Raw genomic sequence first — 12,878 nt, 5'->3', positions numbered from 1 at the left:
TGCTATTCCACGTTACCTTTCTTAAACGTATCGTCCGATATCGCCTCTTGTGCCCAACCAACAAAATCAGTAAAGTGAGATTAATGATTGCAAATCTTCGCGTTTTCGCAACATTTTTTAAGTGTATTGGGTTGGTCAAATTTTAAGGATGCGTATGTCAGTTTTGTCGGTATCGAAAATATTGCCGGGTATAGGGTTTTTGCCATTTTCTCAGCGTGCTACTGCTGTGTCTTTAGCGCAGCGGATCAAAGCGGCAAACGATAACCTTGCGCCCGATGTGCGGTTGGAACTTAGCGGTGATGATAGCATCATTGTTTGGTTGACACGGATTGACAAGCGCAATGCGTTAAGTTTTGCATTGATGGATAAACTCATTGATTTAGCCCACCTGCTCACTACTTGGACGGACGTGCGGGCAGTAATTTTGGCAGGTGAAGGTAAAAGCTTTTCTACTGGCATTGATTTGGCGGATTTAAACAACCCAAAAAATCTAAAACAGGTCGCTTGGGAGCTTATCAAACCGTTTCAAAGTAAATTTCAAAAAGTGTGCCTTGTGTGGCGAGAATTGCCGATGCCCGTCATCAGTGTACTGCATGGACATTGCCTTGGCGCAGGACTACAGTTGGCACTGGCGACCGATATTCGTATCGCCACAGCGGATTGCCAATTTGCCATTATGGAAGCCAAATGGGGACTGGTAGCGGATATGGGACTGACCCGGTCTGCGATGGGGGTGCTACGCGCGGACATCGTCAAGGAGTTAGCGATGACCGCACGGATTTTTGATGGGCAGCAGGCCTTTAACTACGGTGTGGTCAGCCATCTAAGCGACACACCGATGGAAGTTGCCAAAACTTTGGTCACGGAATTAAGCAATCGCTCCCCCGATGCCGTGTTGGCGAGCAAACGCATCATCAATGCCATGTATCACACGCCTGCAACAACCTTGTATCAAGAAAAACTGTGGCAAATCAAATTACTGCTGGGACAAAACCGCAAACTTGCCGTCAAAAAAGCCAAGGATGAAACCGTCAAATTTATTGGGCGTCAATTTAACTAATTTAACCCATGGCTTAATTGACCTTGGTGAGTGCCATCATGCTAAGACCCCTGTTCAAACGTCGTCTTATTTTTTTAGCCAGCCTGTTCTTGGTATGTATGGCGATTTTGTTTTTTATCGCCTGGTGGGGTCATCTACCTGTCAACACGGGTAAGCCAAGCACTTACCAAACCGCTGTCATTACCAAAGACCATCAAAAAACGGTGGCAACCGATATGCCACCTGATGAGCCCTCCAGCCGTTTTCGCCAATTTGGCTCGCAAAGCATGGCCGATGGCATCGCAGAGTTGGTTAAAAGCAATCCACAAAAAACGGGCGTTTATCCCTTGCCCGATGGCATGGATGCGTTTGCCGCACGTATGCTGCTCATTAGCACCGCAGAAAAAACGCTAGATGTGCAGTACTATATTTGGAATAACGACATCACTGGCAATCTGATGTTCCAAGCCATCAAAGAAGCGGCAGAGCGCGGTGTGCGCGTGCGATTATTAATAGATGACAACAATACCCGTGGTCTCGACCCGACGCTGTGGGTACTCAATGAACACCCCAATATTGAAGTAAGATTGATGAACCCCAATCGTTTTCGCTCGTGGCGCTGGCTAGGGTTTGTGGGCGATTTTGAGCGGCTCAATCACCGTATGCACAACAAATCCATCACCGCTGATAGCCAAATCACCATCACAGGCGGGCGCAATATCGGGGATGAGTATTTTTCTTTAAACCAAGAGATGGTATTTTCTGACCTAGATGTGCTGATGGTTGGTCATATTGTGCCGCAGATGTCACAAGCGTTTGACCAATATTGGAACCATAAACTGGCTTTTCCTATCACCGATTTGGTCAAAAAACCTGAGCCATCCGCCCTAAACCAAGTATTTACCCCAAAAACCCAAAAAGCTGATAAACCCGCATCACAACAACTCGACCCTGTGCTAAAGCTGAAAAACGACTATCTAAAGCGCTTGGTGGCAATCGACTTTGTCAACCAAATCAAACAACAAAAATTGCCGCTCTACTGGGCAAGTGTCCAGCTATTGACGGACAATCCTGACAAACTGGGCAGCAAAGCCAATACCCAAGGGTTAGACATCAACCAAAGCTTAGGTAAAATCAGCCGTGAACTCAATTTAATCTCTGCGTATTTTGTACCCACGGAGCAAGGCAAAGACTATTTTATCAACCTTGCAAAAAAAGGCGTAGCGGTGAATATTTTGACCAATGCCATGAGCGCCACCGATGTCAAGCTCGTGCATTCTGGCTATGCCAAACACCGCAAAGACTTACTCAAAGCTGGGGTCAAGCTATATGAACTAAAGCCCAATGCCATCAAAGACAATCTGCGTGATTCATACTTGACGGGAAGCTCTGCAACCAGCTTGCATGCCAAAACGTTTGAAAGCGATGGTGAAAAGGTGTATATCGGCTCATTCAACTTTGATCCGCGTTCAGCTTTGACCAATACCGAACTTGGCGTTGCCATCGCCCACCCTGTACTTGCCAACAAAATCCGCAATGAATTTTTGCAGGCCTTGCCAACAACCAGCTACACCTTGTCGCTCAAAGATGACAATATTCAGTGGTCAACGCTCGAGAACGGTCAAATCGTCACATATGATGAAGAGCCACAAACCGAGGCTTGGCAGCGTACGCTAGTATGGATGCTATCGCACCTGCCGCTTGAAAAATTTTTATAAGCTGTCATTGTTATGAACTGTAGCGTTAGCCAATGTGCTTAGCGCAATTGGCTATCCTTACTACCACGGCGATTAAAAAGCTCAACTTTTTGCTGATGCTGTTCTAGCGATTGTTGACAATGCACGCACAAGCGAACCCCTGGCATCGCAAGACGCCGTGCTTCGGGAATCGGGGCATCGCACTCCTCACAATGAGTTAGGCTCTCGCCCTGTGGCAATGCCCGTTTTGCCCGTTCAATCGCGTCATTAATAGTCGCTTCAATTTGCTCGTTTTCTGCGCCATCTGCAGCCCAACCACTTGCCATATTTTTCCTTAGATTTTAATAGGTTAACCATAATATGGTAGTGGTTTTGTCAAATTTCAATAGCGTATTAAAGCCGTTATCGCGCCATTTTATTGTGGCTGTAAATCAATCACCTGACCTTTGATACCTGCCGCTTCATCACTCATCAAGGCAACATATGCACTCATCAAGTCTTCGGGCGCAAGCAAGGTGTTGGGGTTTTCGCTAGGATAAGCAGCAGCACGCATTTGGGTACGCGTGGCACCGGGATTGATGCAGTTAAAGCGCAGGGTGGTGGTTTTTTGGGTTTCTTGGGTGAAAATATCGCTCATCCCTTCTACCGCCAATTTTGACAGCGCATACGCCCCCCAAAACGCGCGTGGACGGCTGCCGACACTGCTAGAGGTAAACACCACTGAGCCACTTTGTGCAGATTTGAGTAGCGGTAGCAAAGCTTGGGTAAGGGTAAAGGTGGCATTAAAATTGACTTTCATCACTTGCTCAAAAATAATTGGGTCATACATCTCAAGTGGGGTCAATACACCGAGTAACCCGGCATTGTGTAAAACACCGTCCAAATGCCCGACTTCACGCTCAATCAAAATCGCCAATTGCTGCATTTCTGTGTAGCTTGCGCTCTCTAGATTCATCAGTAGCATGGCAGGCTCAGCACCGCCTTCTGCTTCAATTAGGTCATACACGGCTTCAAGCTTGCTCGCGGTTTTGCCAAGCAGTAGCACGGTCGCGCCATATTTTGCATAGCTTAGCGCTGCTGCTTTACCGATGCCATCACCTGCCCCTGTGACCAAAATATTTTTACCTTTTAGACAATCGGTAGGTGGGATAAAGTTACGGATATCATCATGCGTTGCTAAAGTCATAGTTTCCTCAAAATTTTTCTCAAAAGCTTGCTAAAAAATTTCCTAAAAATCGTGCAAATTGTTAACACCTTGTCTATGCATCAACCGCCTAGTCGCTTGTTCAAGTGTCCGCTCAAGCATCCGTCCAATCGCCCAGCAAAGCGGTCAATTCAGCGACGCTATGGATGATGTTATCTGCGCCCCAACTGCCCAAATCCGCTTGGTCTTCAGGGGGAATGTAGCCATAAGCTGCCAAAATCGTGCGCATATTCGCCGCATTGCCGGCTTGAATGTCACGAATATGGTCACCGACATATACACAATTTTTAGGCTGTAGCTGACGCCCAAGCTGTTCATTCAACCGCGCTACTGCCAAATACATGGGCTCTGGGTCAGGTTTGGTGTGTTTGACATCATCAGGGCATACCAGAACCGCACAGCGCTCAGTTAGCTCAAGTCTCTCTAATAAATTTTCCGCCAAATAACGCGGCTTATTGGTGACAATACCCCATACAATACCACGTGATTCCAAGTTTTTTAGTAGCGAATCAAGCCCATCAAACAAGCGGCTATCGACACAGATATCAGCTTCATAGGTGTCCAAAAACTCTTGCCGATAAGCCAACAAGGTGGAGTCATCCTCAGTCACATCGGCAAGCTCGCCAAACATCAGCTTGACCATGGCTCTGGCGCCTGCAGAAACTTGCTCGCGAATGGCGGTATCACTGGGTGCTGGGTGCTGGTGTTTGGCGCACATCACCTTAATAATCCGGATAAAATCAGGCGCTGTATCAATCAAGGTACCATCAAGGTCAAACAATACAGCTTGGCATTTTTCAGTCATTTTTTGCTCAAATCAACAATTAATATTTAAGTAAAGCCAACTACTGAGGTTTGTAGACTGCCATCATGTAGTTAACGTCAACATTTTGTGCCAGCCAATAGTGCTTGATAAGTGGATTGTAATGTAAGCCAATTAAATCTTGGCGCTTGCAGCCTGCACACTGAGCAAAACGATCTAGCTCGGCTGGGGTGATGAATTTTTCATAATCATGTGTGCCGCGTGGCAACAAGCGTAATAGGTATTCAGCGCCAATCACCGCAAACAGGTAGGATTTTGGGTTGCGATTGATAGTCGATAGTACCAATACGCCATTGGGTTTGAGCAGGGTAAAACAAGCATTGATAATTGACTGCGGGTCTGGCACGTGCTCGAGCATTTCCATACAAGTCACCACATCAAACTCACCAGCGTGCGCTTTGGCAAAATCTTCTACAGCAACACAAGCAAAATCAATCGCTTGGTTGGTCTGCGTAGCATGGATTTGTGCTGCCTTGATGTTCGCCTCTCCCAAATCAATACCCGTCACCGTGGCGCCGCGCACTGCCATGCTATGTGACAAAATACCACCACCACAGCCGACATCTAACACTTTTTTGCCCGTTAATCCTGATTGCTGGCGGGCGATGGTTTGCTGTTCAATCCAGTTTAAGCGTAGCGGATTGATTTGGTGCAAGGTGGCAAACGCGCCTGATTTGTCCCACCATTCATTGGCAAGGTCGGTAAATTTTTGTACTTCTTGTAAGTCGACGTTTTGCTGTAGGTTCGGTTGTGTCATGATGATAGTTCCGTTTGATTTTTACTTCGCTATTTTTTTAATTCGATACTTTTTACTTTAATAGCATGTTATCGCGTTTTTTGAAATACGGTTGCTCGCTAACCACAATTGCCATCAAAAATAGCCTTATTCTAACAGTTTTTAGCGCATGCGCTGTAGAATTTATGTGGCAGGCTGATAGCGTAAAATTGTAGGATAAATTTGTGGGGTAAAATAGCTTATTGCTGCATAACCCGATAACCGTCCAACTTTAAATATTACTGATAAACTAAACTTAAAAAATATAACTTGTAATTTAGAAAATTTAATTAACATATTGCTTATATTTTTCACCACTGTAGTTTTTTTTAGTTTACAAAGGATTACACTTAGGCGCTTCCTCAATTTATGATAGTATAACGCGCAGGTATTTTCGTATTTTGAGACCTGCTAGCAAGCAATTTTCTATAAGATACTATAAGATATGAGCCGTGCTAGACCCTATGATTTGACTGTTAATGAGGCAACCATGAAAAAATTAGCAATGACCGCAATCGCCGCCGCTATCGGCTTGACCAGTTTATCAACCCAAGCTGCAGATTTTGTCGCGGGTCAAGACTATAAGGTGCTTGCAAACCCAGAGAAAATTGAAGGCAATAAAATCATTGTTCGTGAATTTTTTTGGTATGGTTGCCCACACTGCTACAAATTAGAACCTTACATGGCACAGTGGTCAAAAAAATTGCCTGCTGATGTGGTGTTTATGCAGACGCCAGCTGCGATGAACCCTGTGTGGGAACAAAACGCGCGCGGTTTTTATGCCGCACAGTTATTAGGTTATCAAGGCAAAACCCACCAAGCGATGTTTGACGCCATTCAAAAAGACCGCCAAAAATTGTTTGACCAAGCCTCTATCGGTCAATGGTACGCATCAAAAGGCGTGGATATCAATAAATTTAACAGCATGTACAATTCTTTTGCGGTGAATACCCGTATCGCGCGTTCAAAAGATGCGGCGCAGCGCTTCCAACTATCAGGGGTACCCGCGGTTGTGGTTGATGGCAAATACGTGGTTGAGGGTGAGGATGGCAAAGTGCCACAAGTGGTTAACTATCTTATCAATAAAGCCCGTGCTGAGCGTGGTGGTAAATAATCCGCCAGCCATTTGCTGAGGATTAATAGTTTTAGCCTAGATGGTTTTAGCTTAAATAGTAAAAAAGCCGTTACAATGAATTAGCATTGAAACGGCTTTTTTATGGTAGTTAATAAAACCTAGTGGTCGGCTGGCATGCCGCCTTGTGCCACAATCCAATTTTCTAGCTGTTTGGTTTTTTCATCCAATAGCATTTTATCACCGCTTGCTTCAACATTGAGACGAATCAGTGGCTCAGTGTTAGAAGCGCGGACGTTAAAGCGCCAGCGTGGAAAATTGACCGACAAGCCATCGAGTTTATCAAGGGTCGCCGTTTGGCTATCAAATTGTTGGTAGCTATCTTCAAGTTTTGCCAACACCGCGGGCGCAGTGATACCGTCTAATTTAAAGTTAATCTCACCTGAGATGGGAAAAGCGGCAATCATCTCATCGACCAGTTGCGACAGTTTTTTTGGCGCCTCTGTTTTGCCTGATTTGGATAGCAATTCAATCACCAATAACCAAGGAATCATGCCACTATCGCAGTAGTTAAAATCGCGAAAATAATGATGCGCAGACATCTCGCCACCATACACTGCGTTGTTTTCACGCATGACTTGTTTGATAAAAGAATGCCCTGATTTACTGATAGTCGCTTTGCCACCGGCCGCCGCGATGACGCTTTCGGTATTTAAGATATTGCGCGGGTCATAGACAATCGCCTCGGCAGGGTTTTTATCCAAGAAAGCTTTGGCAAGCACCCCTACTACATAAGTGCCTTCCAAGAATCGAGCGTTTTCATCAAAGAAAAAACAGCGGTCAAAATCGCCATCAAACGCAATCGCTAAGTCCGCTTTCTCTGCCAATAGCTTGTCTGCTGTCACTTTACGGTTGGCAATAATCATGGGATTGGGAATACCATTGGGAAAACTGCCATCGGGCGCATGATTGATTTTGATAAACTTAATAGGCGCGTTGGCAGCTTGTAGACGCTGCTCAAGCAAATCAATCGTTGGCGCGGCACTACCGTTGCCACAGTTGACGACCACTGTCAAAGGCCGTAACGCGTTGACGTCAATATAGCTTATGAGATGGTCAATATAGGCGGTTTTATCTTCTTTTAACTGATACTCGCCTTTACTGGCTGCCGCTTTGAACGCGCCTTTTTCTGCGATTTGTTGAATGTCTGCCAAGCCGGTATCCGCGCTAATGGGTTTTGACTGTTCACGCACCAGTTTTAGCCCGTTATAATTAATGGGATTGTGACTGGCGGTTACTTCAATACCGCCAATCGCGCCATAGTGACTGGTAGCAAAATACACTTCTTCAGTGCCTGTCATGCCCAAATCAATCACATCGATACCCGCATCTAATATGCCTTGTATAGTGGCTTTTTTCAGGGCTTCACTACTGGGCCGAATGTCACAGCCAATCACAATCGCTGGTTTTTGCTGATTTGATAGCGGTTCACTTAAAAATTGGGCGAAAGCACGTCCGATACGGTAGGCGATGTCCTCGTCAAGGTTTTTACCGAGTTCACCGCGGATGTCATAGGCTTTAAAAGACGAAATTGTTATGGGAGAAAAATCATTCATATACGTGGCTCATTGGATTAAGAATTAAGAATGTCATTCAATTAACTGTTAATTAGTCAAAATCAGTTATTCACTAGCAATGATCAGCTATCACCAAACACATCGCGGCTATACACTTTTGCCTCGACGTGCGCTAATTCGGGATGTAATCGGTTCGCGACAATCACGTCACTGGTTTGTAAAAAACTGGCTAAATCATTGACTACAGGACAATCCATAAACTGCGCTGACGACAGACTGGGCTCATAGATTTGTACATCAATGGCATGTTGTTTGAGCAGTTCAATAATGTCCAAAATTGCAGAATCTCTAAAGTTATCGGCATCTTTTTTCATGCTCAAGCGGTACACACCCACGGTATTAGGCTGCTTGGCGATAATTTGACGGGCGATAAAGCGTTTGCGGGTATTGTTGGCATCCACCACCGCATGAATCACATTGGCAGGAATCCCCTCATAATTGGCTTTAAGCTGTTGGGTATCTTTGGGTAGACAATAGCCACCATAGCCAAATGATGGGTTGTTGTAATGCATGCCAATCCGCGGGTCTAAGCTCACACCGGTGATAATCGACTCACTATCAAGCCCCATGCTTTCGGCAAAGCTATCTAACTCGTTAAAAAATGCAATGCGTGTGGCAAGGTAGCTATTGGCAAATAGTTTGACCGCCTCTGCCTCAGTGGGCGGCATGATTTGGCTTGGTGTTTGGCTTAGCGTGTCAGTTTGTTCGCTGGCAGTTTGGTATTGGGTTATTAATTGGTGGCAAACATCTTGCAGCGCTGGCACATGGTTTATATCACAGCCAACAATAATACGTGACGGATGCAGGTTGTCATATAACGCTTTACCCTCCCGCAAAAACTCCGGCATAAACAAAATACGCGTATCAAACTTTGCCTGCATGTCAACGGTAAATCCAATCGGTACGGTTGATTTGATTACAATCGGTACTTGTGCGTTGTGAGCGCGTACCGTTTGGATACTGGCTTCCACCGATGAGGTATCAAATTTGCCCGTGGCGACATCGTAGTTGGTCGGTGTGGCAATAATCACCAAATCTGCGGTTGAAAAATCAGCCTCACTCACCAACTGCGCCGCTAAATTCAGTGACTGGGTTGCCAAGAACTGCGCAATCAACGCATCGTCAATCGGCGACTCTTGCTGTTGTAATTGGGCAATTTTTTGGGCATCGATATCGACCAAGGTGACTTGGTTAGCAAGTTTAGGCTGGGCTAATAAGACCGCATTGGACAGACCGACATAGCCTGCCCCAATGACAAAAATAGTTGTAATCATGGGTGATGAAACCTTACAAATCGCAGCAAAAATTAGCGAAGCCGTTGCTTATTTTCAGCCTTGATATTTCTTTTATTTTTAAATTAGGTAAGTTTTTGCCAATATCACTATAGTTTGACAAAATGGCATAGCAATGACAACGATTATTTTGAGGCATCTGTGTTTTAGGTATCTGTATTTGAAACATCTAGACGGTCAAGGCAAATACTTACCAATGGACTTAGATTGCCACGTCAAATGCGCTAAAATAGCTAGGTCAATTATATTGTGAATTTTTCATCATTTACTATCAATCACCCTTCAGAGATAACGATGCAACCGACTTCCAATTTTGCTGACCTCATTGCCTTAATGGCACGACTGCGCCAAGACTGCCCTTGGGATAAAAAACAAACCAACGATAGCCTCATTCCTTACGCCCTAGAAGAAACCTATGAGCTTGTCGAAGCCATACAATCAGGCGACATTGACGATATTAAGGGTGAGCTTGGCGATGTGCTGCTACAAGTGGTTTTTCACGCTTGTTTATACCAAGAGCAGCAGCAGTTTGATATCAGTGAGGTGATTTTCACCTTACAACAAAAACTCATTCGCCGTCACCCGCATGTGTTTGACAAAGAAAATCTAAAAACCGATGAAGATGTCAAAAAACGCTGGGATGAAATCAAAGCCTTGGAAAATGCCGAAAAAGCCAAACAGGGTAAACTGGTAAACCATCGCCGCACCCTTGATGCGGTCAAGGCAGGCTCAGCGTTAATGCAAGCGCAACAACTACAAAAAACTGCCAATAAAGTCGGTTTTGATTGGGATGTGGTGTCGAGTGCGGTGGACAAATTGGATGAAGAAGTGGCAGAGCTCAAAGAAATCTTACCAATCGATGGTCAAAAACCAACACCTGAGCAAAAAGCGCTGCTAGAAAAAGAACTGGGGGATTGTTTTTTTGCCCTAGTCAATATTGCCCGCAAATTGGGCATTGATAGCGAAAAAGCGACTTTGACCACCGTGCATAAATTTCGCTCTCGTTTTGGCTTTATAGAAGATGAGCTCGCTAAAATGGGTAAAACCCCTGAAACTGCTAGCTTAGAGGAAATGGATAACTTGTGGGATTTGGCAAAGTTAAAGGAAAAACATGACAAACCTTAATGACTTAAAGCCATTATTATTAAATCTGAACACTAATGGAAAAAGGTATAGCCTATTACTATTCTTCATTGGTGCGACTTATTCGCTTTCACTGCTACTACCCGCTATCGATTTTTCTACTATGAGCGGGGACATTTTGCCTGGAATTGCGGTTGTTTTTTTTGGGCCAATATACTCACCTTTCGCCCTTGTAAAAGGTTACTATGGAATATTAGCCATATATGCCAATTTTATATTTCTGTTTCTATTTATCAAAATACTCACTCAAACAAATCACGCAAATTTTTTGATGGTATTATTAGCTTTATTTATGTTAGTGTTAAGCGGATTTAGTTTTTCTCAATCATACCAAGTCGATTATATGTCAAGTGGGAAAATAGTTGTTTGGGGGATTGGGGCGGTATTTTGGTTTTTCAGCTTGTTTGCATTGGCTGCTTTGATTTTTTATCAGTATTTTAAGCGAAAAGACCCAAACCCAATTTATTTTATTGCCATGTTAATCATATGGTTAAGCGTGGCATTTAGTTTGCGTTATTACCAGTATCACTACATTGCGGAAGAATATAATCAAAAAAGAGCATTTCAGTGGTCTGTTGTGTTTATTTCTCAAGCACCATTCTTGGCAAAAACCAAAAAAGCGATACAAGAAGATTTAGGTTTCAATAATGATTAGCCGATGGTCAAAAACCGACGCCTGAGCAAAAAGCGCTGCTAGAAAAAGAACTGGGGGATTGTTTTTTTGCCCTAGTCAATATTGCCCGCAAATTGGGCATTGATAGCGAAAAAGCGACTTTGACCACCGTGCATAAATTTCGCTCTCGTTTTGGCTTTATAGAAGATGAGCTCGCTAAAATGGGTAAAACCCCTGAAACTGCTAGCTTAGAGGAAATGGATAATTTGTGGGATATGGCAAAACAGCATGAAAAACTTATATGAGGGGTTTTGAGTACGGGATAGGTTTTAGGGTCTAGTATTATTGATAGATGATACCCTGTTTACATGCCGTGTACATTTTTTTGGTAAAACAGTTTTTTAGCTAAGTTTGTACTAAGTTTGGGGTGGCATAATGACTCACATCAACTCATTAAACCTATGTATTAAGTCAATTTGGTTAATAGCATTGATTTAATAGCATTGATTTAACACAAGGTTTGATTCGTTTATCATTGAATCTATCTTGTTTATTCAATCTTGTTGATCCATTACATAAATCGGTATAACAATAATATTTTAAGAGACCACTATGAAAAAAACGCTATTTGCATCCGCCCTAGCCTTGGTATTTGCTTCAACAACCGCTTTTGCAGCACCGGCTGTACCACCTGTACCTGCCCATAAAGCGCCTAGCCAAAACGTAACTCATAAAAACGTGCATCATAAAAAAGAGGCTCATAAAAACGAGTTACGCCATAAACCTGTTAAAAAAATTGTCAAAAAACCTGTTAGAAAACAGGTGAAAAAACATTATGTCAAAAAACAGGTCAAAGTAAACCGTGGTCACCATTATGCAAAAGGACAGCCAAGATAATTTCTCGTTATCGCCACAAGCCTTTAGCGCATAGTAAAAGCCGAAACCTGACTGGGTTTTGGCTTTTTTTATTGCCCAAGATTGATTGTTCCAGAGGCGTTGGCAAGGTATACTGAGTTAAAAGGGATTTGACCGTTAAAGCAATGATTTTTCGATTATTAGTTGGCTCGATTTTTACCATTTTAGTTCTAAGTATATGGGCAGTGCCCGCACAGGCGCAAGTATGTACCCCAACCTTGACGCCCGAGCAGGCTTTTTTGGCAGTGACAAATTTGACAGGGACTAATGGTGGTAGCACAAAATCCTCTGCAAATGACCTTGCCAATTTACCCAAAGTGATTAATATCAATATAGCCAGTGAAGCCGAGCTTACACAGCTTGATGGTATCGGCGCCAAAAAAGCCCAGCAAATTATTTTATACCGGCAAATGATGGCGCCGTTTGCCACGGCAGATGACCTAGCCAACGTCAAAGGTATCGGTAAAGCGACTGTCGATAAAAATCGCCACCGCATCACCACCCAATAATGTTAGCTCAATAAAGCATTGTCAATTATCACAAGCCTATTCTCATGTTTTATACACGCTGTACTAGCAAGCAAACCATCTCATACTGTAGCGATAACGTCCTACAGATAATCAATCATTAAACAATATTTTTTGCTCACTGGATTTTTTGTAACCGTG

General features: G+C 43.8%; 13 protein-coding genes and 1 pseudogene. 8 read left to right on the top strand and 6 right to left on the bottom strand.

What is annotated here, in order from left to right; translation table 11 throughout:
- The first annotated feature begins 154 nt into the window (after nt 1–154).
- Both RTJ53_RS04385 and RTJ53_RS04380 read left to right on the top strand, forming a co-directional pair.
- Entirely contained in the window at nt 155–1,060 is a 906-nt protein-coding gene (locus RTJ53_RS04385) for a crotonase/enoyl-CoA hydratase family protein (RefSeq protein ID WP_312276015.1), read from the top strand.
- A gap of 38 nt (nt 1,061–1,098) precedes the next feature.
- Nucleotides 1,099–2,757, top strand: a complete 1,659-nt coding sequence (locus tag RTJ53_RS04380; RefSeq protein ID WP_312276014.1) for a phospholipase D family protein — start codon at nt 1,099–1,101, stop codon at nt 2,755–2,757.
- A gap of 38 nt (nt 2,758–2,795) precedes the next feature.
- Here RTJ53_RS04380 and RTJ53_RS04375 read toward each other — a convergent pair whose 3' ends face one another.
- The 4 genes from RTJ53_RS04375 to ubiG form a co-directional block, all read right to left on the bottom strand.
- Nucleotides 2,796–3,062, bottom strand: coding sequence for a DksA/TraR family C4-type zinc finger protein (locus RTJ53_RS04375; RefSeq protein ID WP_144918554.1), 267 nt, complete (start codon nt 3,060–3,062; stop codon nt 2,796–2,798).
- 89 nt (nt 3,063–3,151) lie between these two features.
- Entirely contained in the window at nt 3,152–3,922 is a 771-nt protein-coding gene (locus RTJ53_RS04370) for a YciK family oxidoreductase (RefSeq protein WP_312276013.1), read from the bottom strand.
- Between the two features lie 112 nt (nt 3,923–4,034).
- Nucleotides 4,035–4,745 carry an HAD family hydrolase gene (locus RTJ53_RS04365; RefSeq protein WP_312276012.1) on the bottom strand — a complete coding sequence of 237 codons (711 nt, stop codon included), beginning with the start codon at nt 4,743–4,745 and terminating at the stop codon, nt 4,035–4,037.
- Nucleotides 4,746–4,785: 40 nt separating this feature from the next.
- Nucleotides 4,786–5,520 (bottom strand): bifunctional 2-polyprenyl-6-hydroxyphenol methylase/3-demethylubiquinol 3-O-methyltransferase UbiG, encoded by a 735-nt coding sequence (gene ubiG / locus RTJ53_RS04360; RefSeq protein ID WP_312276011.1) that lies wholly within the window; start codon nt 5,518–5,520, stop codon nt 4,786–4,788.
- A 508-nt stretch (nt 5,521–6,028) separates the two neighbouring features.
- Here ubiG and RTJ53_RS04355 point away from each other — a divergent pair.
- On the top strand, nt 6,029–6,652 hold the full coding sequence (locus tag RTJ53_RS04355; protein ID WP_040403627.1) for a thiol:disulfide interchange protein DsbA/DsbL: 624 nt from the start codon (nt 6,029–6,031) through the stop codon (nt 6,650–6,652).
- A gap of 119 nt (nt 6,653–6,771) precedes the next feature.
- On the opposite strand, the gene RTJ53_RS04350 is transcribed toward RTJ53_RS04355, so the two are convergent.
- Together RTJ53_RS04350 and RTJ53_RS04345 are read right to left on the bottom strand one after the other, a co-directional pair.
- Nucleotides 6,772–8,226, bottom strand: a complete 1,455-nt coding sequence (locus RTJ53_RS04350) for a phosphohexomutase domain-containing protein (RefSeq protein WP_312276010.1) — start codon at nt 8,224–8,226, stop codon at nt 6,772–6,774.
- Between the two features lie 83 nt (nt 8,227–8,309).
- Complete coding sequence (locus RTJ53_RS04345; RefSeq protein WP_312276009.1) at nt 8,310–9,521, bottom strand: nucleotide sugar dehydrogenase; 1,212 nt, start codon at nt 9,519–9,521, stop codon at nt 8,310–8,312.
- A gap of 312 nt (nt 9,522–9,833) precedes the next feature.
- Here RTJ53_RS04345 and mazG point away from each other — a divergent pair, with 312 nt between their 5' ends.
- The 5 genes and pseudogenes from mazG (at nt 9,834) to RTJ53_RS04320 (ending at nt 12,719) form a co-directional block, all read left to right on the top strand.
- Nucleotides 9,834–10,664, top strand: a complete 831-nt coding sequence (gene mazG, locus RTJ53_RS04340; protein ID WP_312276008.1) for a nucleoside triphosphate pyrophosphohydrolase — start codon at nt 9,834–9,836, stop codon at nt 10,662–10,664.
- Nucleotides 10,651–11,337, top strand: coding sequence for a hypothetical protein (locus tag RTJ53_RS04335; protein WP_312276007.1), 687 nt, complete (start codon nt 10,651–10,653; stop codon nt 11,335–11,337). Before mazG ends, RTJ53_RS04335 begins: the two co-directional genes overlap by 14 nt.
- Nucleotides 11,338–11,366: 29 nt before the next feature.
- A pseudogene (locus tag RTJ53_RS04330) lies at nt 11,367–11,600 on the top strand (MazG nucleotide pyrophosphohydrolase domain-containing protein); the annotation flags it as partial.
- Nucleotides 11,601–11,907: 307 nt separating this feature from the next.
- Nucleotides 11,908–12,192 carry a hypothetical protein gene (locus tag RTJ53_RS04325; RefSeq protein WP_312276006.1) on the top strand — a complete coding sequence of 95 codons (285 nt, stop codon included), beginning with the start codon at nt 11,908–11,910 and terminating at the stop codon, nt 12,190–12,192.
- A 143-nt stretch (nt 12,193–12,335) separates the two neighbouring features.
- A complete protein-coding gene (locus tag RTJ53_RS04320; protein ID WP_312276005.1) occupies nt 12,336–12,719 on the top strand; it encodes a ComEA family DNA-binding protein in 384 nt (127 codons plus the stop codon).
- Nucleotides 12,720–12,878 lie beyond the last annotated feature (159 nt).

The sequence above is a fragment of the Moraxella sp. CTOTU46711 genome (assembly GCF_031975715.1).
Classification (GTDB): Bacteria; Pseudomonadota; Gammaproteobacteria; order Pseudomonadales; family Moraxellaceae; genus Faucicola.
The sequence above is the reverse complement of the archived record's forward strand: the minus strand, read 5'-3'. Positions and strand labels throughout refer to the sequence as shown.

Coding starts and splice junctions, on each gene's coding strand:
- RTJ53_RS04355 (WP_040403627.1), top strand. CDS start 6,029: ATGAAAAAATTAGCAATGACCGCAATCGCCGCCGCTATCGGCTTGACC.
- ubiG (WP_312276011.1), bottom strand. CDS start 5,520: ATGACACAACCGAACCTACAGCAAAACGTCGACTTACAAGAAGTACAA.
- RTJ53_RS04325 (WP_312276006.1), top strand. CDS start 11,908: ATGAAAAAAACGCTATTTGCATCCGCCCTAGCCTTGGTATTTGCTTCA.
- RTJ53_RS04345 (WP_312276009.1), bottom strand. CDS start 9,521: ATGATTACAACTATTTTTGTCATTGGGGCAGGCTATGTCGGTCTGTCC.
- RTJ53_RS04350 (WP_312276010.1), bottom strand. CDS start 8,226: ATGAATGATTTTTCTCCCATAACAATTTCGTCTTTTAAAGCCTATGAC.
- RTJ53_RS04375 (WP_144918554.1), bottom strand. CDS start 3,062: ATGGCAAGTGGTTGGGCTGCAGATGGCGCAGAAAACGAGCAAATTGAA.
- RTJ53_RS04385 (WP_312276015.1), top strand. CDS start 155: ATGTCAGTTTTGTCGGTATCGAAAATATTGCCGGGTATAGGGTTTTTG.
- RTJ53_RS04365 (WP_312276012.1), bottom strand. CDS start 4,745: ATGACTGAAAAATGCCAAGCTGTATTGTTTGACCTTGATGGTACCTTG.
- RTJ53_RS04380 (WP_312276014.1), top strand. CDS start 1,099: ATGCTAAGACCCCTGTTCAAACGTCGTCTTATTTTTTTAGCCAGCCTG.
- RTJ53_RS04370 (WP_312276013.1), bottom strand. CDS start 3,922: ATGACTTTAGCAACGCATGATGATATCCGTAACTTTATCCCACCTACC.
- RTJ53_RS04320 (WP_312276005.1), top strand. CDS start 12,336: ATGATTTTTCGATTATTAGTTGGCTCGATTTTTACCATTTTAGTTCTA.
- RTJ53_RS04335 (WP_312276007.1), top strand. CDS start 10,651: ATGACAAACCTTAATGACTTAAAGCCATTATTATTAAATCTGAACACT.
- mazG (WP_312276008.1), top strand. CDS start 9,834: ATGCAACCGACTTCCAATTTTGCTGACCTCATTGCCTTAATGGCACGA.